The organism is Candidatus Seribacter sulfatis, assembly GCF_964187635.1.
In the GTDB taxonomy this organism is placed as follows: domain Bacteria; phylum Verrucomicrobiota; class Verrucomicrobiia; order Opitutales; family Seribacteraceae; genus Seribacter; species Seribacter sulfatis.
This window is the reverse complement of record NZ_CAXLMO010000057.1, coordinates 1-21,884: the sequence shown is the minus strand read 5'-3', so window position 1 is coordinate 21,884 and position 21,884 is coordinate 1. Positions and strand designations below refer to the sequence as shown.

Annotated in this window: 19 protein-coding genes; 9 read left to right on the top strand and 10 right to left on the bottom strand. The window is 40.8% G+C overall.

Annotation, left to right across the window (positions count from 1 at the left end; genetic code table 11):
• From ACKPQ5_RS06100 to ACKPQ5_RS06085, 4 genes are all read left to right on the top strand, one after another.
• Positions 1–1,038: glycosyltransferase (locus ACKPQ5_RS06100; RefSeq protein WP_407678211.1), on the top strand; the 1,038-nt coding region annotated here is incomplete at its 5' end.
• Between the two features lie 23 nt (positions 1,039–1,061).
• Positions 1,062–1,283 carry a hypothetical protein gene (locus ACKPQ5_RS06095; RefSeq protein ID WP_407678210.1) on the top strand — a complete coding sequence of 74 codons (222 nt, stop codon included), beginning with the start codon at positions 1,062–1,064 and terminating at the stop codon, positions 1,281–1,283.
• A complete protein-coding gene (locus ACKPQ5_RS06090) occupies positions 1,270–2,214 on the top strand; it encodes a glycosyltransferase family 4 protein (RefSeq protein WP_407678209.1) in 945 nt (314 codons plus the stop codon). Before ACKPQ5_RS06095 ends, ACKPQ5_RS06090 begins: the two co-directional genes overlap by 14 nt.
• A 52-nt stretch (positions 2,215–2,266) precedes the next feature.
• On the top strand, positions 2,267–2,803 hold the full coding sequence (locus ACKPQ5_RS06085) for a thioredoxin-like domain-containing protein (RefSeq protein WP_407678208.1): 537 nt from the start codon (positions 2,267–2,269) through the stop codon (positions 2,801–2,803).
• A 7-nt stretch (positions 2,804–2,810) separates the two neighbouring features.
• Here the strand turns inward: ACKPQ5_RS06085 and hisF are convergent, their stop codons facing one another.
• From hisF to rho, 3 genes are all read right to left on the bottom strand, one after another.
• The gene (gene hisF / locus ACKPQ5_RS06080; protein WP_407678207.1) at positions 2,811–3,572 is read right to left on the bottom strand and encodes an imidazole glycerol phosphate synthase subunit HisF; all 762 of its coding nucleotides are present in this window, start codon (positions 3,570–3,572) and stop codon (positions 2,811–2,813) included.
• 59 nt (positions 3,573–3,631) lie between these two features.
• Complete coding sequence (locus tag ACKPQ5_RS06075) at positions 3,632–5,392, bottom strand: hypothetical protein (protein WP_407678206.1); 1,761 nt, start codon at positions 5,390–5,392, stop codon at positions 3,632–3,634.
• Between the two features lie 67 nt (positions 5,393–5,459).
• Positions 5,460–6,596, bottom strand: coding sequence for a transcription termination factor Rho (gene rho / locus ACKPQ5_RS06070; RefSeq protein WP_407678205.1), 1,137 nt, complete (start codon positions 6,594–6,596; stop codon positions 5,460–5,462).
• Positions 6,597–6,822: 226 nt separating this feature from the next.
• On the opposite strand from rho, the gene metG reads away from it, so the two are divergent.
• Positions 6,823–8,349 carry a methionine--tRNA ligase gene (gene metG / locus ACKPQ5_RS06065; protein ID WP_407678204.1) on the top strand — a complete coding sequence of 509 codons (1,527 nt, stop codon included), beginning with the start codon at positions 6,823–6,825 and terminating at the stop codon, positions 8,347–8,349.
• 1 nt (position 8,350) lies between these two features.
• Here metG and ACKPQ5_RS06060 read toward each other — a convergent pair whose 3' ends face one another.
• Together ACKPQ5_RS06060 and hisC are read right to left on the bottom strand one after the other, a co-directional pair.
• Positions 8,351–9,655, bottom strand: coding sequence for a transporter associated domain-containing protein (locus tag ACKPQ5_RS06060; RefSeq protein WP_407678203.1), 1,305 nt, complete (start codon positions 9,653–9,655; stop codon positions 8,351–8,353).
• A gap of 14 nt (positions 9,656–9,669) precedes the next feature.
• The gene (gene hisC, locus ACKPQ5_RS06055) at positions 9,670–10,758 is read right to left on the bottom strand and encodes a histidinol-phosphate transaminase (protein WP_407678202.1); all 1,089 of its coding nucleotides are present in this window, start codon (positions 10,756–10,758) and stop codon (positions 9,670–9,672) included.
• 95 nt (positions 10,759–10,853) lie between these two features.
• Between hisC and ACKPQ5_RS06050 the strand changes: the two genes are divergently transcribed.
• Positions 10,854–11,804, top strand: a complete 951-nt coding sequence (locus tag ACKPQ5_RS06050) for an SDR family oxidoreductase (protein WP_407678201.1) — start codon at positions 10,854–10,856, stop codon at positions 11,802–11,804.
• A 5-nt stretch (positions 11,805–11,809) separates the two neighbouring features.
• A complete protein-coding gene (locus ACKPQ5_RS06045; RefSeq protein WP_407678200.1) occupies positions 11,810–12,523 on the top strand; it encodes a lipoyl protein ligase domain-containing protein in 714 nt (237 codons plus the stop codon).
• Here ACKPQ5_RS06045 and ACKPQ5_RS06040 read toward each other — a convergent pair.
• Positions 12,520–13,731, bottom strand: a complete 1,212-nt coding sequence (locus ACKPQ5_RS06040) for a class I SAM-dependent RNA methyltransferase (protein WP_407678199.1) — start codon at positions 13,729–13,731, stop codon at positions 12,520–12,522. The genes ACKPQ5_RS06045 and ACKPQ5_RS06040 overlap by 4 nt on opposite strands.
• A gap of 57 nt (positions 13,732–13,788) precedes the next feature.
• Here ACKPQ5_RS06040 and ACKPQ5_RS06035 point away from each other — a divergent pair, with 57 nt between their 5' ends.
• On the top strand, positions 13,789–14,592 hold the full coding sequence (locus tag ACKPQ5_RS06035; RefSeq protein ID WP_407678198.1) for a TrmH family RNA methyltransferase: 804 nt from the start codon (positions 13,789–13,791) through the stop codon (positions 14,590–14,592).
• Here the strand turns inward: ACKPQ5_RS06035 and ACKPQ5_RS06030 are convergent.
• From ACKPQ5_RS06030 to trxB, 3 genes are read right to left on the bottom strand one after another with little or no spacing between them, the layout of a single operon-like run.
• A complete protein-coding gene (locus tag ACKPQ5_RS06030; RefSeq protein WP_407678197.1) occupies positions 14,589–15,584 on the bottom strand; it encodes an NAD-dependent epimerase/dehydratase family protein in 996 nt (331 codons plus the stop codon). The two genes, ACKPQ5_RS06035 and ACKPQ5_RS06030, sit on opposite strands and share 4 nt — an antisense overlap.
• A 2-nt stretch (positions 15,585–15,586) precedes the next feature.
• Positions 15,587–17,233 (bottom strand): fatty acid CoA ligase family protein, encoded by a 1,647-nt coding sequence (locus ACKPQ5_RS06025; RefSeq protein ID WP_407678196.1) that lies wholly within the window; start codon positions 17,231–17,233, stop codon positions 15,587–15,589.
• Between the two features lie 3 nt (positions 17,234–17,236).
• Positions 17,237–18,166 (bottom strand): thioredoxin-disulfide reductase, encoded by a 930-nt coding sequence (gene trxB, locus ACKPQ5_RS06020; RefSeq protein ID WP_407678195.1) that lies wholly within the window; start codon positions 18,164–18,166, stop codon positions 17,237–17,239.
• Positions 18,167–18,259: 93 nt separating this feature from the next.
• Here trxB and ACKPQ5_RS06015 point away from each other — a divergent pair, with 93 nt between their 5' ends.
• On the top strand, positions 18,260–19,090 hold the full coding sequence (locus ACKPQ5_RS06015) for a TatD family hydrolase (RefSeq protein WP_407678194.1): 831 nt from the start codon (positions 18,260–18,262) through the stop codon (positions 19,088–19,090).
• Positions 19,091–19,362: 272 nt separating this feature from the next.
• On the opposite strand, the gene ACKPQ5_RS06010 is transcribed toward ACKPQ5_RS06015, so the two are convergent.
• Positions 19,363–21,180 carry a SulP family inorganic anion transporter gene (locus ACKPQ5_RS06010; RefSeq protein WP_407678193.1) on the bottom strand — a complete coding sequence of 606 codons (1,818 nt, stop codon included), beginning with the start codon at positions 21,178–21,180 and terminating at the stop codon, positions 19,363–19,365.
• Positions 21,181–21,884: the final 704 nt, after the last annotated feature.

Genomic DNA, 21,884 nt, shown 5'->3' with positions numbered 1-21,884 from the left:
GTGACTAGCTTTGTGCACTTAATTCATTCTCTTGATCCACAAGGAGGGGGAGTTTCAGAAGCAGTGGTTCGATTGGATAGTGAATTTAATAAGTGTGTAGAAAAATCATCGATTCTATCGAATCGACTCTCTGTTCCTGAAAAATGTTCAGCAGTTTTGGCCCATGGCCTTTGGCAATGGCCAAGTTATATGGCATGGAAAAACTACAAGAAGAACGGAACTCCTTATTTAGTGTTTCCTCATGGTATGCTAGATCCATGGTTTAAAAAATCCTATCCATTGAAGCATATAAAAAAACAAATTTATTGGTGGTACCGGCAGGGTGAAATCCTTCGCGATGCTTATGCGGTTTGTTTTACCACGGAGGAAGAGCGTTTATTGGCTCAAAAAACTTTTTCGCCTTATCAGTGCAGGGAAATTGTAACTGGCCTCGGAGTGGGGGACCCACCTGGTGATTTAGAAGAGCAGAGTACGTTGCTATATTCTCAATTTCCTCAATTAAAAAATAAAAGAGTTCTTCTTTATCTCGGTCGTTTTCATCCAAAAAAAGGAGTCGATTTATTAATTAATGCATTCGTGAAATATCGTAACGACGATGATATCCTGGTGTTAGCCGGACCTTCTAATAAACAAGATTCTTACCTCGGAACCTTACAGAAATTAACTGCAAAAAATGAGAAGCAAATTCTATGGACCGGTATGCTGGAAAGAGATTTAAAATGGGGAGCGCTGCGAGTAGCCGATGCCTTAATTCTTCCTTCCCACCAGGAAAACTTTGGTATGGTGATTGCCGAGGCTTTATCGGTGGGTACCCCAGTTTTTCTTACCAATAAAGTGAATTTATGGAGAGAGGTAGTTGATTTTGGCGCTGGCATTGTGTCGAATGATCACCAGGAAGGAATTTTAGAACTTGTTCATAAATGGAGCAGGGGAGAGCATGATCAATTGGTAGAAAATACAGTGCCATGTTTTCGTGAGAAGTTACATATTTCCCAAACAGCAGAAAATATTATGTCTCTTTTTTCAAAGAACGAATAGATTCATCTTCCAATAACCGGATTATGAAAATAACAATCTTACAGGGTGCTTTTTTCCCAGTACCAGCAATTCAGGGTGGTGCGATTGAGAAAGCGTGGGAGGTACTAGGGCAAGCTTTTGTTGCAGCTGGTCACACTGTCACCCATATTTCAAAAAGACACCCAGAGCTTCCGGATAATGAGTATATCGGAGCGGTTCATCATTTAAGGGTGAGCGGTTCATCATTTGAGGGTGAGGGGATTTAAAAGTGTACAGAATCCATACCTTTTAAAATTAAAGGAGTTACTTTATGTTTTAAAAGTAAGGAGTGTTTTACCACCTGCTGATATTTTGGTGACCCATACTTTTTGGGCCCCACTTTTATTACCGCAAAAGAAATATGGAAAAATATTCGTGCATGTGGGTCGATACCCCAAGGGTCAATTGAAATTTTATACCAAAGCAAGTCGCTTTCAGGTCCCGACTAGCGCGATTGCCCGGGCGGTAGAAAATGAAGTACCAATGCGCTCCGATGATATCTGTATTTTACCGTACCCTTTAAGTTGGAATATCGACTGCAATTATGAGTATTCCAAACGGCCTAAAACAGTTTTATATCTTGGTAGAATACATGCGGAGAAAGGAATTCTCGAGCTAGTTAATGCTTTCAAGAATATTCCATTAGCTGATCGTAAGGACTGGAAATTATTGATCCGTGGACCATGGCGAACAGAGCAAGGGGGTGGAGGGGAAAACTATTTATCTAAAGTAACCAATGCGATTCAAGACTGTGGTCCTCAAATTGAAATCCTGGAACCTACTTTTTCATCAGTGGAATTAAAAAAAGAATTAGAAAAAGCGAGGCTTTTTGTATATCCTTCGCTTGCGGAAAAGGGAGAAACCTTTGGACTCGCTGTCTTGGAAGCAATGAGTTGTGGATGTGTTCCCTTGGTCTCCTCATTGGAGTGTTTCCAGGATCTGGTCGAAGAAAACGAGAATGGGTACATTTTTGACCATCGATCGAAAGATTTAGTTCGTAGTCTTTCTCTAACTCTCCTTAAGTCTATACAGGCAACCAATCAGAATATGGTTTTTTCTTCCCGTTGTTTAATAAAGGCGAAAGAGTTCGAATTAGATCGATTAGCACTCCAGTATATTGGAGATTTTAGTAATTTACTTTCAAAAAAAGATTCTTGATATTCATTTATAAATGCTTGGAGTCCAACTCAATTCATTCTATTATAAAATCATGAAAAATCCCTTACGACTTCTTCTGACCCTCGGGTTTATTGGAGTACTTACTTATGGAATCCACTTGTTCTCGCAGTCACAGGAAGTGGCAAAAGAAACAACGGTATCTGGAAAGAAAGTAACCTTACCAAGCGAGTTATTGGATACCGATGGAAATGAAGTATTATTAGATGAATTAAAAGGAAAGTATATTGGACTCTATTTTTCAGCGAGCTGGTGTGGTCCATGCCGTACATTCACTCCAAAATTAGTTCAATTTCGAGACCAGAACGAAGAAAATTTTGAGGTGGTTTTAGTAGGTTCAGATGGGAGTGCGAAAGCACAGGCAAATTACATGAAGAAGTATAAGATGCCTTGGCTTGCATTAAAAAATCAATCAGAGGAAGCTCGGGAACTTAGTCTTTCTCTCGATGTGGAGTATATTCCTTACCTGATTGTACTGGACCCAGATGGAAATGTTGTTACTACGAGTGGCAAGCAAGATATTTCTCGACTTGGCTCAGACGCATTTTCCTCTTGGGTAAAGAAGAAATAACAAATTTTTACAGACGAACGGGAATTCCCGCTGCTTCCATCACTTTCTTAGTTTGGGGTATTGTACATTCCCCAAAGTGAAAAATACTCGCCACTAAAACGGCACTAGCCTTACCCTTTATGATTCCGTCTGCCATATGACTGGGATTTCCCACTCCACCAGATGCGATTACTGGGACTGGAACGGCATCACTAATTGTTCTGGTTAATTCCAAATCATATCCTGCTTTAGTTCCATCCTGGTCCATACTGGTAAGGAGAATTTCTCCTGCTCCTCGCTGAACTACTTCTTTTGCCCATTCTACTGCATCAAGGGGCGTAATTTTTCTTCCTCCATGTGTATAGACACTCCAAGTTTTAGAATCAGTATTTCTTTTGGCATCGATTGCCACCACAATACATTGATTGCCAAAAGTTTTGGAAGCTTCGTTAATAAGAGAGGGGTTGAGTATCGCTGCCGTATTCAGGCTTACTTTATCTGCGCCAGAAAGAAGCATGTCTCGAATATTAGTTACATTTCGAATGCCTCCCCCCACAGTTAAAGGCATAAAGCAGGTAGCTGCGGTTTTTTCGACCACATCTCGCATAGTATTTCGTTCATCACTGGAAGCAGTAATATCAAGGAAAACAAGTTCATCTGCCCCCTGTTCTTCGTAGGCTTGAGCAACTAGGACGGGGTCTCCAGCATCCCGTAATTCTTTGAACTTTATTCCTTTTACCACACGACCGTTGTCGACATCAAGACAGGGGATGACTCGGGCGGATAGCATAAATTAAGATAATCTTATTACGTGAATCGTCATGGATTGCGATTCAAAGTAAATTGAAATTATTCGTCTGCGAATGCAATGTCAGGCTGGTAAGAAAGTACCAACTTATATTGCTGGCCCGGACGCATAACTAGAGGGTGATCGCGTACTAGGTATTGTACATAATGGATATTTCCAGCATACCCTCTGTAATCTGGATCATCAGTAAGTGTTTCAAAGGAACCCCATGTTGCATGAAAATCATCCACTTCCACATTCGCACGAAGCCCTTCTGCACCTTGCCGAAGAGTAGTTCCGAGACGGTAAGTTGAGTGAGGAGAACCTATAACGAGTGCAAGCCTCATTTTATCCATGGTGACTTGATTTTTAACCTTGAATGAAAATTCGGACTGTACTCGGCCTTCACTAAAAGACCATTGTACCTGACAACTTCCGATGCCATAGGCAAAGGTTCCGTCTGTTTTAATGAGGTCGGGTTGATCAAATCGAAGATAAAATGATTTCTTGAGTCCAATTCCAGTCACGCAATTCTTACCGTAATAGGAGGGGATAATGACAGAGTCACCAAAAGTGAGTTCTGGCATCATGACAGGTAGGTATTTATTTACGGGCCAATCGAAAATGCCAGAGCAATGCGGGAAAGCCAAGTTGTCACTGGTCACATTTTCTCCTGGGCCTATCAATGGAAGCTGGTATTGAAGGCCGTTATTTTCATCTCTGAAAAGGAAGGCTCCGTGTTCTTTCTTGTGGGACTTATCGAAAATAACAAAACGTCCAGCCGTTTTGGAGCGGTTAGAGGGTGGCACTGCCAATGAGCCTCCAATCACTTTTGCCAACCGTGACCATTGGCAAAGATTTCGTGCGGCATCAAAGTTTGCCATCCTTGTGGTGTGATTAGGTACGGTGTTCCGCTCACTATCGCGTATAACAAGATCGCCTTTTTCTTGGTCTAAGTAAGTAACAAAGAAATATTGAAAAAGCCTGCGTAATGTATCTAAATAGAGAGGCATTTTTTCGGAACTAATCCACTGATCTCTCATGGATTGAAGGATCATACTGATCGAATGAATCTGCCCATAAGCACCCACCGAACGTCCATAGTTCCAACCTAATCCGTCTTGACGAACCATATCGGGAATCATTTTAAGATACTTCTCGGCAAAAGTTCTGAGTTTAGGAAGTTTTCTGTCCTTCAGGTGAACATTAGCATGTAGTTGAAGTGCCTGGCGGATAAAAATAAAAGAGAGCAAGCCGTACACATCGTATACGCCACCAGTTCCTTTTGTATTGTCGTCAAAAAAACCACTGGAACTACTGCCTTCAATTCGTTCAACAAATCGGTCAATTACTTTACCGGTATCATCTTTTTTGGTAAGTCCAAAACTGAATCGAGCTACTGATTTAGCCACATTGAATGCTTGGTAATGATTCTCATGATCCGAGCGATCTAACAAGCATTGGTCTAATTGTTCTCTTGTTGGATCAAGCAAGCGTTCCCACACCGCATTTCTTTCTTTTGATGCCCCGAAGGAGAGAAGCCCAAGTGAAGCGTAGGCCATACCATTTTCATTGGCATCTTCATTGAAGGCCTGTTGAGTTACGCAACGTGCCGCTAAGTCATGAAGATCGAACTCACCAAGTTCCACCTCGCCAGTTGCACGGAAGAACTCTCCAATGGCAAGAGCGGCGTGCCCAGGTTCATCTACCCGAGGTTCTTCGCCGGCTGCTGGTGTGACAGTACCGTCTTCGTTGATGTGCTGAAGGTTGTTGCCCAGAAGAGAACGGGCTAAATCCAAGCATTGATCGGAAAAATTGTGCATAAGGGGGCTTGAAAGGTAAAAAGAAGAAAGTCAGAAATTGTCGAAAAAATGGGGTTTTGTCAACGAGTTAAGGGGTTTGAATTAGGTCTAAAAATTCTTTGTTCGATTTTGTGGTGGTCATTCGATCGAGGAGGCTCTCTGCTGCGTCAATAATTTTCATTGGTGACATGGCACGACGAAGAAAAGATGTTTTTTCCAAAACCTTAGGATCGACTAACTCTTCCTCCTTGCGCGTACCCGAGGAAGCGAGGTTAATTGCTGGCCATAATCGAAGTTCTGCCACTTTTCGATCGAGTATAATTTCACAGTTTCCGGTCCCTTTAAATTCTTGAAAAATTAGTTCGTCCATTTTGGAACCCGTTTCAACTAATGCAGTTGCAATTATAGTAAGGGAACCGGCTTCTTCAGAATTTCTTGCTGCGGAGAAAATCTGACGAGGCTTTTCGAGTGCACGAACATCCAATCCTCCTGTCATTGTTCTGCCACTTTTACCAGATGCGGCGTTGTAAGCCCGGGAAAGTCGGGTAATTGAATCCAAGAGTAAGACAACATCCTTTTTACTCTCCACTAATCTTTTGGCACGTTCAATTGCGAGTTCTGCGATCCGAAGATGGCTTTTTACTTCTTCATCATTGGAGGAAGCGTACATCTCCGCTGGTACAGATCGGGAGAAGTCGGTGACCTCTTCGGGTCTTTCGTCTATTAGTAAAACCATTAAGTGACATTCGGGATGATTTTCCACCACTCCTTTTGCAATGTCGTGAAGTATGGTGGTTTTTCCGGCACGGGGTGGTGCTACAATTAGACTGCGCTGACCCTTGCCAATCGGGCAAAACAGATCGATAACACGAGTGGTCATTGTTCCATCTTTAGTTTCTAAATTGATCTTCTCTTTTGGTTGGATCGTGGTGAGTTGATCGAAGCGAAACTGTTGCTTTCGGTCATTTAGACTCATGCCGTCCACCTTATGAATGAAACGTACTTTAGGGTTCGGGCGATTTTTATCCGGGATTGAATCGGCGGTTATGATTGAGCCCTTTTTTAATTTGAAACGTCGAATTAATTCTTTTGAAACAAAGGGATCCGTGGGAGTTGTTTTCCCACCTCTTTTAGGATCAAGAAGAACTCCAGTTTTATTTTCGTTTAGTTCAAGAATACCTTCCACTTCAAGGTAATTTTGACTAGTCTGTTCGTTTTCACTCATTTAAAATGATACAATTTTGAGGCAATGATTGCCTTAAGGAAATCCGAAAAATCGGAAAGGATTAAAAAACCAAATAAGAAATTCTTTGCGTAGGGATAGAAACCAAAGGAATTTTTATTTAAGTAATAATTACATAATTTCCTAATCTGTAAGTCAACCATGTAAAAATTGAAATCACAATATGGGTTTGTCCTTCTTCTTTTATCGTTTAATAAATGATCGTTACATGAATAAAACCTTTTATCTAACTACTGCCATTGATTACGCGAACGGTTCTCCGCACCTTGGACATGCGTATGAAAAAATTTTGGCGGACGTAATTATTCGAACTAAACAGTTAAATGGAGTGCGAACCCATTTTGTAACTGGACTGGATGAACATGGGCAAAAAGTGCAACAAGGCGCGGAGAGCGAGGGAATTTCTCCACAGGAAAGATGTGATCGAATTGCGGGGGAATTTAAAAATTTACTCGTTCAGTTAGATATCTCACATAATGACTATATTCGAACAACGGAGTCGCGTCACAAAAAAGTAGTTTCTAGCTTATTACAGGATTTATTCGATCGGGGAGAAATTTATCAGGCGGAGTATCAGGGCTTTTATTCAACCCGTGCAGAACAATTTCTTCAGGAAAAAGATAAGGTGGATGGAAAATGGCCTGAAATTTATGGAGAGGTCACAGAAATTACTGAAAGTAATTACTTTTTCAAGCTGAGTAAATACCAAGATTGGTTGGTTGAGTATTTGAATAATAATGAGAGCTTCATAGTACCCAATTTTCGGCGTAGTCAAGTGCAGGAGTTTTTAAAAGAGCCCTTAAATGACCTATGTATTTCAAGGCCGAAAGAAAGGTTATCTTGGGGCATTCCTCTCCCTTTTGATGAAAATTATGTAACCTATGTTTGGTTCGATGCTTTAGTGAATTATGTAACTGCCGCAGGGTACGGGGAGGAAGGGTTTGCCAATTTATGGCCCGCTGATTTGCATGTTATCGGAAAAGATATTTTAGCACCTCCCCATGCGGTTTACTGGCCAATTATGCTGAAGGCATCAAACTTACCTTTGCCAAAGCAAATACTGGCTCATGGGTGGTGGATGAGTTCAGGCGAAAAAATGTCGAAGAGTACTGGAGAAGTTGTTGATCCATTAAGCTTAGTAGAGAAACGCGGCGTGGATGCCTTTCGTTATTTTGTGATGAGGGAAATGACTGTGGGGCAGGATGCCGACTTTTCATTGGAACGCTTCGAATCACGCTACAAAACTGATTTGGGGAATGACTTGGGGAATTTACTTAGTCGTTTATTTCACATGATCACCACTTACGAAAACAGCAAGGTTCCCCGGGTTATTCTTAATGAAGAATTTGAGCAAAAGCTCAGGCTCAACTTTGAGACTGCTAAACAAAACGCAATGGAACATTTTGATAGGTTCCAATTTAATCAAGGATTGGAGCAGATTTTTGTATTTATTCGTTCTATTAATAAGTACGCAGACGAAAGAACCCCATGGAAGCTGGCGAAGTCAGATTTAAAAGAAGACCAAGAGAAACTAAAAACCTGCTTAGGAGAAATGGTAGAATCTCTTCGATTAGCGATTCAGATGCTCGCCCCTGTTATGCCAGGTGTGCATAAAAAAGTGAATGAATTATTAGGCTTACCCGAGTGTGAAAATTGGGAAACAGATTTACACTGGGATTACAGACTGGAAGGACAGTCTTTAGGAGAAAAAACGATTTTATTTCCTCGAGATTAATTTAAGAAGCATTTTCTTTTTCTGCGGTGAGGAGAGTTACCTCTGTAAGTAAAACCCTAGTCTCATCTGCTTCGAGAATTTTAATGTGCATATTGTAAAGGGTTAGGCTTTCCCCCACTTCCGGAATTCTCCCCAATTCTTTGGTAATTAGTCCGCCAAAGCTGGATAGTTCCTCTTCCTCCACAACAGCTAATTCTTTGGGTAGTTCATGCACCGGACTTAATCCAGAAACTTTCCATTTTCCATTACCGGATGACTGAACTGTATTCTCTTCGGCATCAAATTCATCTTGAATTTCCCCCACCACTTCCTCGAGGATATCCTCAAGAGTTATCACTCCATCAATTCCGCCAAATTCATCTCTTACCAGGGCCATGTGAACTTTCCAACGCATCATTTTTCGTAGTGCTACGGGGAGTGGATCCTCGGTAGAAAGTATTGCGGGAGACTTACTTAAAGATCGTAAATCGATTGGCTTGCCTTCACTTAAGATTCGAAATGCATACTTAACATGGATAATTCCGATGCATTGGTCTAAATCACCTTCACAGATTGGCAATCTAGTGTGACCACAATCTCGTGCAATTTGCAGGTTTTTTTCGATCGAGTCCTGGCAGTCTAATACCTGCACTTGATTCCGAGGAACGAGGACATCACGAACATGCAAATGTCCCATTTCTAAAGTGTTTCCCACGATTTCAAAAATCTCGGGATCAAGGGTGGAACTTTCTCTGCTTAAGGTTCGAATATGATCGGCCAGTTCACTCTTTTCATCCTTCACGACAATTTGAGGATCGGACCATGATTTCATGACTTTCTCAATTTGTTTGAGTAAAAAGCTGAGAGGAAAACAAAGCAGTTTGATCAGAATCATAAAAGGCTTTCCCAGCTTTAAATGCAAAGATATGAACGCACTTGCTGCAATTGAATGGGAGGCAATGCCGGTCCACGCTCTTTCCCAAATAAATGCCAATCCAACTGAAATTAAAAAGTAAAAACCGAGCCTGATCGAAAAAGTATCCTCGCCGTGTCTTAAAAAAGAATAAAATGCAATCGTACCTAAAATTACTTGAAGGGCAGAGAGTAGGGCGGCTTCTATGTGGAAGGGTCTTTCGTGATTGGGAGCGGCGAGGAGAGAACTTAATAGTTTATTAGAATTTTTATTGTCGGGAACTGGGGAAATTCCAGCACGCACACGATCAATTAGTGCACGGTAGGTATTTACATTAAGTCCCCACAAGCTCAAAAGAAACCATGCGAAGAGAATAAAAAAGCGAAAATCGTACAGAAAAAGAGCTTCGTTCATTATCTAGCCTTAACCTAATTAAGCACTTGCTTTAAGGCAGTTAGGGCTTTTCTGTTCTCCTCTTCCGTCCCAATGGATATGCGGACAAATGAATTTAAACTTTCAGGCATTGGTCTTGTTATAATACCTTTTTCTTGTAGTGACTCAAAGGTGGCCTGTCCATCCCCAACCTTGACCAATAAAAAGTTAGCTTTACTGGGAACATATTCTAAATCCAAATTTTCCAAACCAGATGCCATTTGTTCGAGGCCGTCTGTGTTACGTTTTCGGCACTGAGTGACCCAATCTTTATCTTCAATTGCGGCGATTGCAGAAGCTTGCGCGATTGCGTTTACATTAAATGGCTGCCTTGCTTTTTGCAAAAGTTTTACCAATGTTTCACTTCCGTATCCATAGCCAATTCGAAGGCCCGCTAATCCATGAATTTTTGAAAAAGTGCGCATCGCCAAAATTTTCCTTCCTTCCTCGATCAATGGCCTTAAGTCAGGTGGATCCTCTAAATATTCTGTGTATGCTTCGTCCAGGCAAAAGATTACATGATCGGGAAGAGATTGAATAAAAGCAAAAATTTCTTCGGATGAATTCGCGGTACCTGTAGGGTTGTTTGGGCTGGGAAGAAATATTAGCTTGGTCTTGTCGGTAATAGCTTGGCGCATTTCATTGAGGTCGTGCACAAGGTTGGGCATGGCTATGGGAACCGGTTTCGCACCCATTAGTAATGCCATTAATTTATATACCACAAATGCGTGTTCTCCGACAATTACCTCGTCTCCCTCTTCCAGAAAAACATGACCCAGTAATTCGATAATTTCATTGGAACCATTCCCCAAAATAACTTGCTCGGACTGGAGTCCGAGATTCCTCGAAATCGCACTTCTCAATTCTGTACCACTACCTTCTGGGTAAAGGTGAATGTGGTTTAGCGCTTCTTTTCCAGCAGCGATCGCGTGTGGAGATGCTCCCCAGGGATTTTCATTGGAGGCAAGTTTGCAAATATCCTTTGGGTTTAACTTATACTCGCGTGCCACTTCCTCAATAGGCTTGCCGGGTTGATAAACGGGTTGTTCCAGAATGCGAGGATTCGCAAGTTGGGGTAAATTCATAGACTAAATTCTATTCAAACGAATCGATGGACTCAAGTAAAAGGAACGATAAACCTGTAGTTGTTTAAAGCCAATTTTTCTTATACTCTAGTTCTGTGAAAATTGCTGTTTTAGGGGCATCGGGTTTATTGGGATCTGCGGTTTGCAGGTCTGTAATTCATCGTGGATACTCTCTTTTGGCATATTCAAATCGTGAAACTATTTCCTTTTCAGATCAATACCACAGTAAGCAACTGCCATTTTCTGATGATAATCAACTCACCCGAGAGTTTTTTGATCAATGGCCGGATGCGGTGGTTAACTGTGCGGCGATTTCTTCCCCCGACACTGTCGATCAATCTCCTGAGTTGGCCCATTTAGTTAATGTAGAGGGTGCCTCCCGGCTTGCGAGTATCTCTGCCCATATTGGAGCCCGTTTCATTCATATTTCAACCGATATGGTTTTTGATGGTTCAACATCACCCTATCGTTCAACAGATATGCCTAACCCGCTTAGTGAATATGGTAGACAAAAACTTGAGTCAGAAAAACGGGTTTTATCGGTAACCGATGAAAATTTAGCGGTATTACGAATTACTTTACTCAATGGAAATAGTCCATTAGGCAGAAGAAGTCAGCATGAGAAAATTCTTCGCGCCCTGATGTCGGGTAAAAAATTAACCCTTTTCGACGATGAAATCCGACAACCATGTTCTGTAGAAAATCTTTCTGATGTAATAGTCGAACTTATCGAGAGACCAAACTTGAATGGTCTTTTTCATTGGGCAGGAAATGAAGAAATATCTCGTTATGAATTGGGGATTCGAATATTAAAACGATTTGGAATAAATCCCGAAAATATTATTAGGGGAAGTATAAAAAATCCCGAAAATCAAGGGCAACGCCCACAGCATTTGTCCTTTATTTTGGAACCCCTGGCATCCAAGGTTCGAAGCGTGCCCTTATCAATTGAGGAACAATTAAAAGAACTTCAAATCCCAAAGGATATGTATACATGGTATCGAAAATTTGCAGATAGTCCTAATTGTTACATTCCCCGATTTTAGTTTTTATGTCTCTTATTATTTACCCATACATAGAAGAATCTGGCCCTGAAAATATGGCAAGTGACTTCTATTTATTTCAGCAAACTATTCAAAGTGATCCAATCTTTAGACATTATGGGTGGCATCAAAATGAAGTCACTTTTGGGTATGGTCAAAAGTGGACATGGGTAAGTAAACAGGAAGTAATTAAGTCCAGGGAAATTACCAGAAGACCGACCGGCGGGGGAATTGTATCCCATGGTAATGATTGGACATACATGTTTATTCTGCCACAGGGTCACATGTCTTTTTCAATTCCCTCACTTGATCTGTATGAAACGATACATAGCTCGATTGGCAAGGTGTTACTCAATTTAGGACATGAGACTAGCTTGAAGCCTTGCCCGCAAACTGGTGAGAAAAAAGCAGGCATACCGGGGAATTGTTTTCTAGAACCAGTCGGACGTGACCTGATGTCAAAAAACGGAAACAAAAAACTTGCCGGTGCCGCGATGAAAAGAACCAAAAAGGGAATTTTGATACAAGGCACAATTGATCTTTCAGGATTTCTGAATTTGGACTTAAACCAATTTGGAACTTCGTTTATTAACGAAATGGAAGACCTTGTTTGTGAAGGTGTAAAAGAGACGGAGTGGCCTGACAGTTTTATAACAGGACGAAGTCCATATGTGGAACAATTCTCCTCTATTTCGTGGAGAGAACAAAGAAAATATCCTTAACGGATAAAGGTAACAATATTTTCTACATGTCTGGTTTGTGGAAAAAGGTCAAATGGTTGAACATCGGTAATGTTGTATCCACCCTCTACTAATATTTTAGCATCCCGAGCTTGCGTAGCCGGATCGCAAGAAACATAAATTATTTTCTTTGGTTTGAATGCGAGTGTTTGTTGCAAGAAATCTTCGTCACATCCCCTCCTCGGGGGATCAATCACCAAGGAAAAATCTTCATCATGGCTTTCTAATTCATCAAAAATTGTGGATGCAGTACCGAGGAAAAAGTCTGCATTTTCAATTCGATTAATTGAAGCGTTTGCTCGTGCCCATTCAAAACCTTCACGGCTTATTTCGATTCCGATTACTTTTTCAAAATGCTTTGCCGCTGAGAGACTGAACAGACCACCCCCACAATATGCATCTACTAATAGACTGGAACTACCGACCTTTGCTTGTCCGACAACATAGTCAACAAGTGTGGGCAGGATAAACGGATTATTTTGAAAAAATTCTCCTGCTTTAAATTGAAAAATGAGGTCTCCCACTTTTTCGGTCACTACTTCTTTCGGGTTTGTGACCACCCCTTCCAGCGTGTCTCGAAGTAAGAGGGTTCCCCCTTTATTCTTTTTTGTGTGAAGGGGTAGTTCTTCGCGGGCACGCGGGAGTTCCTGGTTAATCTTATCGGTGGCAATGGGGCATTGGGGGACATCGATAATTACTTTTCGCGAACCATATCTTAGAAAACCAATCTTTCTAGGATCGGATGATCTTGCTTTTTCATAATGGGGGGTAAGCTTTGAGCGATAACCATATTGCTTAGGGGAAGGGATGACTGGAAGCACTTCAATTTGTAATCCACTGATTCGTTCAAAATTATCAATTACCTGATTCCTTTTCCATTCAAGTTGGGTTGAATATTGAACCGATTGATATTGGCAACCACCACAGGATCCAAAAAGCGTGCATTGTGGATCCACTCGATCGGGAGACTTTTCAATTACTTGAATACAATCTGCTTCTGAATAATTCTTATGATTCCGAAAAATTCGAACTTTTACCCGTTCACCGGGTAAAACAAATGCGATTTGAACTACCCATCCATTGTCTCTTGCAATGCCAAAACCCAGGTTGGTTACATTTTCCACATCAAGAGTTAACTCATGATGATAAGGGTAGGGGTGTTCGTTAAAACCTTTTGGTGGTGTATTCATGTCATGAAGTTTCGTAACGGGCTCGCCCTCTTCATGCAAAACCCTTTTTTTAAAGTGATGTCAGACATAATCTTCAGTTTAAGTAATTCCAAGGTTAAGGAATTGATCAAATTACGGGAATCCGCGAGGCGAAGAAGGGAGCAGAACCATTTTGTGATCGAAGGTTACCCCGATTTGAAATGTATTTTTGAAGCCGGACGAAAGGTGGAGGAAATATTTTTCTGTTGGGATTTAATTAAAAAAGCTAGATTAGAGAATGAATTCGAAGAATTTGAAAAGACTGGACTTTTATTTACGGAGCTTAGTAAGGAGGCATTTACAAAAGCATCTTATCGAAAAAATTCGGATGGATTTATATCAGTTGCCCATTCCTGGCCTTTACTACTGGAAAACAGTATTGGTGAAAAAACACAGATTTGTATTGTATTGGATGAAATAGAAAAACCTGGCAATTTAGGGGCGATTATTCGAACGGCAGAAGCTTTCGGGGTAAAGTCGATATTATTGTCTGATGCCGTGATTGACTGTTTTAACCCTAACGTAATTCGTTCGTCGAGGGGTTTGATGTCAGGTGTTAATATTGGAATGGGAAGCAAAGAAGAAATTCACGATTTTTTGCAGAACAAAAAATTTATGCTGGTTGGAACGAGTGGTGGTGCTCAAAATCCTTATTGGGAACAGGAGATTACTTCCAAAACGGCCTTTGTATTTGGAAGTGAAAAAAACGGGCTAGGAAATTTTTGGTTAGATCAACTGAACTGTACGGTTAATATTCCAATGAAAGGAAATGCCGACTCCCTTAATCTTCATGCAAGTGTGGCCTGTATTCTTGCTGAAAGTAACCGTAGAGAACTAAGTTAAATTGATTTAAGCCAAGGAATCGAATCCTCCAAGGCTTGTTTCATATTTTTGATAGGATAATATCCCAAATCAATTTGGGCCGATTGTGCGGAAAACCAATGGTCATGCGCAAGTTGACAAGCAACGAAACGAGTCATTGGTGGTTCTTTTTTGATCAGTAATAACTTGAAAGTACTTTCCAGTGTGGCACCTAAAAGAAACGCATTTCGAAAGCTCAATTTTTGGGTAAGTGGCGGCAGGTTAATTAACTGAAATAATTCGTTTAGCCATTTCCATAATTGTATTGGTTCGTCCTGGCCTATGAAATACGGCTTTCCACCCAGGTTGCTATTTTTTTGCATCGCGACCATTGCACAAACATGAGCGTGAGTTACATTATCGATATGAGTTAAATCGACTTGGTTTTGACCCGAACCGATAATTCTTAATTTTCCTTCTCTGTGGCGAGAGATAACGCGAGGTAATAGGTGGGGGTCCTTTTTTCCCCATACTAAATGGGGTCGAAGTGCCAAAGTTTGAAAACGGCCAGGTTCATTTGCACGAAGTACTTTCTGCTCCGCAATGGATTTAGTTTTTGCATAGGCAGAAAGACTGGAATTTCCATACTGAAGCGATTCGTCGCCATTGTTAATTGAGTTTCCTGAAAATACAACACTGGGCGTGCTCGTGTAAATCAATCGAGGGATATTAGATAACTGACAGGCGGCGACTATATTTTCAGTTGCTCGAACATTTGCATCATAAAATTCAGAGTACTTTCCCCAAACCCCAGCCTTGGCTGCAACATGAAAAAAGACATCTGTTTTACTGAGAAGAGATTGGGGCAATGCTTCTTGAGTAAGATCGAATGTATGGTGAAAGGAATAACCCTCAAGGTCGCTAGATGGTAAAGGGTGCCTCGAAATGGTATGCACTTCGTGACCATCTGTGCGCAATTTATGAGTAAGAGAAGAGCCAAGAAACCCGGTTCCTCCTGTAATAATAATTTTCATTATTATGAATACTTTGACGGGTTCTTTCGCACCAAGCGGGTCCATTTTTTCGCCAGAGATAGCCGGTGAATTTTTGCATTGTGCCGGGAATCCACAGGAAGCGATTTTTCAAATACGATATAAGGAAAAGAAAACGAAGGCAGGTGAATCTTCAATGTGGAAAAAACCTGTTTTTTTAAAGCGGCCAAATCTGTTTGTTTTATATGGGGGTAAGGCTCTACCACTAAGCATGGTTGCTTGACCGGGTCTTCACCAATTCCGATTAGTGCAGATTTGGATATTTCCTTTATTCCATTTATTAAAGGTTCGCATCGCTCGGTTTCTAATGGGCCATCTTGGGTAATAATTCTCTCAACTTTTCGTCCAAGAAACCGAAGGAATCCCTCCGAGTCAAAATAGCCTAGATCGCCCATCCTATGATAATTTAGTTGCCCGTCATGAAATTTCGAATCCACTGTGGCACCGGGCATCCTAAAATACTCCTGACTTACTACAGGTCCGGAAACACAAATTTCACCTACCTCACCTTGGGGTAGTTCTTGGGGACAATTGAGTCCTGATTCAAAGGGAGAAAAGCTAATGGGTGCGATGCGCACTGTATTTCCTTGAAGTGGTCGACCTAGGCACGAACCCTGCCCAAGGGAAATATCTCGGGATAGCTTGTTAACCTCAATATGATAAGCGGCAGAAATAGGAAGTGCTTCGGTTGCTCCATACGGAAGAATTACTTTTCCATTTGGAATTACTTTGGAAAGATCGTTCACTAGGGAAGGATGTGCTGGTGCACCGGCCAGTAAAAACCGTTTAATTTTGGGGAGCTCAATTTTTTGTGAAGAACAAGAGGCGACAATTTTTTCCCCAATAATGGGGGATGTGAACGCAGTAGTTATTTCAAACTCCTGAATGGATCGGGTGAGTTTTTTGGGGTCTGCAGTGCTGGGCTTTCTAGGATTCATATCTGGAATTACAGAAGTAACTCCCAGGGCAGGATTAAAAAGGGCAAAGATCGGAAGAGTTGCTAAATCTTTTTCTCCTTTTTCAATCCCGAAATCATTTTGTAAGTGATTAATTTGCGCCTCAAAAACTTGGTGGGAATAGCACACCCCCTTGGGAGTACCAGTGGATCCGGAAGTAAATACGATTGCGGCCAAGTCTTGGGGTAGGGTGGTGGCTGGTAGTGTCGTGTGGTTACTTTTCCCCTTTTTAATTTCCTTCGAAAAATGATTGGATTGAATCAACACCTTTTTCTCGATTGAACGAAATGGGCGGGGTATGAATTTGCTCAATACATGGATCAATGAAATTCCAATTAATGCGTTGGGTTTGGTATTTTTAATACACTTGAGAAATGCCCTTAAGCCCATACCGGGATCAATAATTATGGGAACTGCCCCTATGTAAAAGAGTGCGAAGGCAATAAGAATTAATTGATAGCCCGGTTTCACCGCCAGCAGCACATGATCATTTTTAGAAATGCCTTTGGCTTTAAAAAAGTCCGCACAGATCTGAACTTCCCGATAGAGTTCTTTAAACGAACGTGGTTCGAAAAAACCACTTCTTGCTGAAACGATTGCTAATTGGTTTGGGGCAAGAACAGATGCATTGGCCAAGTGAGTGGCAATATTATCATCTTTTCCTGATCCGACCACCGACTATTTTTGTTCCGCGAGCCATCTTTCCACATCAATGGCAGCCTGACAGCCCATTCCCGCTGCAGTAATTGCCTGTCGGTACACATGATCGGCACAATCCCCTGCCACATAAACTCCGGGGATTTGAGTTTGCACCTGGCTACCTTGGTCAGGAATTAGATAACCGTTTGAATCAAGGGGCAATATATCCTTAAATGGTTGCGTATTGGGAACATGTCCAATGGCGATAAATACGCCTTTGCAGGAGATTTCAGAAAGTTCGTTCGTTTTGAGATTTTCAACCGTGATGGCTCTTGTTTTCCCAGCTTCATCAGGTAGAATTTCTTGGATCCCAGAATCCCAAACAACCTCAATTTTTTCATGGGCCAGGGTTCTTTCTGCCATTATCTGTGAAGCACGTAGTTCATCTCTCCTGTGCACAAGAGTTACCTTTGAACAAAAGCGGGTCAAAAAGAGAGCTTCTTCGCATGCAGAATCTCCACCACCGACAACAATGACATCCATGTTTCGATAAAAAGCACCATCACAGGTTGCACAAGTGGTTACCCCTTTTCCTCCGTACATTTCTTTTTCACCTGGAATGCCCAAAAGCCTTGGAGCCGCACCGGTTGCTATAATAACGGCTTTAGATTCAAATTTTTTATTTCCAGAAAAGAGAATTTTTGTGTCTCCGCTAAAGTCGACTTTATCAATAAAGGCATTTTCAACTCTCGCTCCAAACCGGGTCGCCTGTTTTCGTAATTGATCCATCAGTGAATATCCGTCCACTCCCTCGGGAAACCCGGGAAAGTTTTCGACTTCTGAAGTAGTGGTAAGTTGACCACCAGGCTGCCTACCTTCGAGAATAAGTGGATTTAAGTTTGCCCGGGCAGTATATATTCCTGCAGTGAATCCTGCACAGCCAGTTCCAAGAATGATTATGTTTTCCATATAAAGTATATTAAATAGTAGCTATTTTGTGGTAACAAAGAAGAAAGAAATTATAGTGTGAGAGATGATAGGTTTTTTGAATGGGTCGAGTATATGAATTGGTTTGATAGTCACTGTCACCTTAAAGGTTTTAAGAATAAGGGTAATTTAGAAGAAATTCTTAGGCGAGCCGAGGAAAATGGAGTTTCCCGAATGACCGCGGTTGGAACATCAAATGACGATTGGGAAATTTATAAGAATTTATCGGAGCAATATCGAGACAAAATCTTTTATTCTGTTGGATTACATCCCTGTTATGTAAATGAAGGTTATGAGAGTGTGATAGAAAAAATAGAATTTTATTTAGGTTCTGGGTCTCCACCGGTTGCTCTTGGGGAGATCGGTTTAGATTATTTTCACCTCCCCAAGAATCATAATGAAGCACTCTCGATTATAAAAAATCAAAAAATTGCTTTTCTGGAACAACTCAAAATTGCTGCCCAGTATAATTTGCCAACGATTGTTCATTCTAGAAATGCGTTTAGTGATTGTATTGCAATTATTGAACAATCCGGACTCCCCTGGGAGAAGGTTTTATTTCATTGTTTCTCAGAAGGAGTGAAGGAAATAAAGGAACTCAATGACCGGGGTGGTTATGCTTCGTTTACAGGAATTATAACTTTTAAGAATAATGAATTTTTACGGGAAGCACTAAAAGGGCAAGGTATTGCGAAATTAATTCTGGAAACAGATAGTCCCTACCTTGCACCTGAGCCAAAAAGAGGAAAGGAAAACGAACCAAGTTATCTACCTTTTATTGGTGAATTTCTTTCAGGGTACCTGGAAGTACCTTTGGAAGAAATAGCACAACAAAGTTATTGTAACGCAAGTAAATTTTATGGCCTTGAATTTGATTACTTTGATGGGAAGCAAAGCGGAGAGTAGTAAAAATAGTTTGCAAAAATAATTTACAGCTAAAGGCTAACTAATAATTAGATCAAAACTTTCGGATAAAGACCGCATTCATCGATCTAAAGTTCGTATGAAAATGGTAAAACTAAGGACCTAATTAAAAGAATTACTGCAAGAGGAAGGACAGCAATCTGACATAGATTCATGCAAGGGTGAAATTAAAGTTTTAAGAAAAGAACTTCAATCTCTTCTTGGAGAATGTAGAATCGATGAAGGTTAAGCGGAGAAGTGAATTGCGATAAAGGTTATTTTGTTTCTTTTCCCATTTGCTCTGCATAGATCGTTACTTTTGTTTCCTCTCCCGAGGTTAGATACTTTGCTCTTTTAATCGCTTTTGCAGTCGATAATGTTGGATTACTTACAATGTGAGGAAATATATTTTTTCGATTCATTCGTGAAAGTACACCTGCATTTTTTAGAATTCTTAAAATATCCCGCCTGACTCCGCAAAGGAGGACATGGCAATTTTTCTCTTTTAAATAATCCAGTAATTCTTCTAGTGCCATTACGGAAGTAGCATCTAAATGATGGGCGTTCAGAAGTTTTAATACTAGAACCCGTAAGTTTGGGTCTTCACCAACCCGCCTTATTTGCTCATAAAATAAATCTGCGGCCGCAAAAAATATTTCACCCTCCACATGGACAATAGAAACCTCCGGTTCAGGACGTCGAGCCTTTCCAGACAACGCCGCAAGTTCACCCTCTTCATTATATCCATATTCAACCATTTCAGGTACAGCTACTTTCCTTAAAAATAAAAGAATTGAAGTAATAACACCGGCAAAAATTGCCATTTGTAGTGAAATAATAAGCCCGACTACCAGTGTCACCGTAAAAGTAATTGCGTCCGATCGGGTGGCTCGGGAAACAGCTTGAATCTGCCTACCTTTAATTAAGGAAGCACCGATGAAGATTACTAATGTGGCCAGGGCAGGAATTGGAATATAAGAGACCAGTGAGCCGAGTGAGAAGTATCCAATTACCACAAAAATCCCTGCATAAAGATTAGAGGCACTGGTCTTCGCACCCGATTGGATATTCAAAGAGGAGCGGGTAAGTGAGCCCGAGGCGGGCATGCCAGAAAGAAGGGAGCAGCCCATATTGCCCATTCCAATAGCAAAGGTTTCCCGATTGGTTTGAATTCGTTCACCAGCTCTTGCCGCGAGTGATTTACCGATGGAGAGTCCTTCGAGGAGGCAGAGCAAAGAAATTGCAATTGATGCCCAAAGAATGGTTCCGCTAGAATGAGATAAAGATTCAAAATTTATGGAGGAAAGTATTCCGAGCGATGAATCGAATGTAGCAAGTGTATTTACCGAACCAATAGTATCTTGGAGGAGAAAATGAAAAACAGACCCGAGAATTAGAGTAATTGCCACATTGGGCAAAGACTTTAGTTTATACTGTAAAATGATATAACTGAGGGCGGTAAATCCACTGACTATCAATGCAGGGGTAGAAAAACCAGCTAATGCTTTGGTAGATGCATATATAATTTGCCAAAAAGTAGCGATAGTGTCCCGGGAGTCTAACTCTAAGCCCAAAACATGTTTAGTCTGGTTTGCAATAATCAGGCATGCCGCGGCGGTTACATAAGCAGTAATAACCGTTCTTGATACGAATTGAATCATGAAGGAAACTCGAAGCATCGAAGCAAGAATAAGGAAGCAGGCAGAGAAAAGTAGAATCCAGGGTAGTATCTTAATTGCCTCAATTGTTCCCATCCCGTCCTGATTAATCATTCCTAAACTGGCAAAAACGCCAAACAGTAAGACTGATGTGGCATTAGTCGGTCCAAGCGTAATAAAGCGGGAATTTGAAAATAAACAGCCCAGGATTGCTGCTACAGCGGAGCCTAATAAGCCATATTGAATAGGCAATCCAGAGACCAATGCATAGGCCATTCCTTGTGGAATCGCTAAAAGTGCAACATTGAGTGCGGCTCTACAATCTGCATTAAGTAAATCGAAAGAATAGTTCTTAAAAACCAAGAGAAGAGGAAAGAACTGCTCAAAAGCAAAAGGGTGGAATCCTTCTTTTACAATATTTTTTTGGGGGGTCACAAATAAAAATGGTATTTCAGTTACTATGAACTTTCTAGGCATGCGAGTAAAAGAAAAAGAAAAAATCTAAAGCTTTTAAGAATCGATCCGACTATAATAAATGTCACAAGGATGTGACCGTTATAAAATTTGGTTTCGACAAAACAGGAGGTTAGTCGTGGTCGCTCTCTTTTTATCTTTAGATAGATAAAAGCGTATTTCACAACATTTAATTCCTACCTTTATAATTTATCCTTCATGGACTCGATTTGTACTCCTTAGAGATTACATCTCGATTACATTCTATTGGCATTAATTTCGATTAATTCAGAAATTATTGCACAAGCATATAAACCCAAAAGACCCAGTATTATGAACTAATATAAACTTTCGGAGCATGATCAGGACGATACATGCCCAAAATTGATTATTATCAAATTATAGCGACAAGGATGTCATTGTATCATTTTGTACTCGTATATACCCGGGTGCTTAATTCCTAATTTTATTCTTTCGTTAGATTTATATTAATTACCATATTTTATATCTAACTAATTAACTAATTATGATTGTATCAGATGCCCATAACTTTGCATCTCGTTTATCTCGTAACATGGAAGAAATCCAACGAGAAAGACAGATGTACATCGAAAAACTATCCTCAGGCAAAAAAGTTGAGAAATCAACTGATGACGCCGGTGCTTTGTCTAACAAGATAAAGCAGG

Bases quoted from the DNA above. Each gene is read 5' to 3' on its own strand.
- hisC (WP_407678202.1), bottom strand. From the start codon at position 10,758: ATGAATTTACCCCAACTTGCGAATCCTCGCATTCTGGAACAACCCGTT.
- ACKPQ5_RS06045 (WP_407678200.1), top strand. From the start codon at position 11,810: ATGTCTCTTATTATTTACCCATACATAGAAGAATCTGGCCCTGAAAAT.
- ACKPQ5_RS06085 (WP_407678208.1), top strand. From the start codon at position 2,267: ATGAAAAATCCCTTACGACTTCTTCTGACCCTCGGGTTTATTGGAGTA.
- ACKPQ5_RS06040 (WP_407678199.1), bottom strand. From the start codon at position 13,731: ATGAATACACCACCAAAAGGTTTTAACGAACACCCCTACCCTTATCAT.
- rho (WP_407678205.1), bottom strand. From the start codon at position 6,596: ATGAGTGAAAACGAACAGACTAGTCAAAATTACCTTGAAGTGGAAGGT.
- ACKPQ5_RS06035 (WP_407678198.1), top strand. From the start codon at position 13,789: ATGTCAGACATAATCTTCAGTTTAAGTAATTCCAAGGTTAAGGAATTG.
- ACKPQ5_RS06075 (WP_407678206.1), bottom strand. From the start codon at position 5,392: ATGCACAATTTTTCCGATCAATGCTTGGATTTAGCCCGTTCTCTTCTG.
- ACKPQ5_RS06015 (WP_407678194.1), top strand. From the start codon at position 18,260: ATGAATTGGTTTGATAGTCACTGTCACCTTAAAGGTTTTAAGAATAAG.
- ACKPQ5_RS06095 (WP_407678210.1), top strand. From the start codon at position 1,062: ATGAAAATAACAATCTTACAGGGTGCTTTTTTCCCAGTACCAGCAATT.
- hisF (WP_407678207.1), bottom strand. From the start codon at position 3,572: ATGCTATCCGCCCGAGTCATCCCCTGTCTTGATGTCGACAACGGTCGT.
- trxB (WP_407678195.1), bottom strand. From the start codon at position 18,166: ATGGAAAACATAATCATTCTTGGAACTGGCTGTGCAGGATTCACTGCA.
- ACKPQ5_RS06060 (WP_407678203.1), bottom strand. From the start codon at position 9,655: ATGAACGAAGCTCTTTTTCTGTACGATTTTCGCTTTTTTATTCTCTTC.
- ACKPQ5_RS06030 (WP_407678197.1), bottom strand. From the start codon at position 15,584: ATGAAAATTATTATTACAGGAGGAACCGGGTTTCTTGGCTCTTCTCTT.
- metG (WP_407678204.1), top strand. From the start codon at position 6,823: ATGAATAAAACCTTTTATCTAACTACTGCCATTGATTACGCGAACGGT.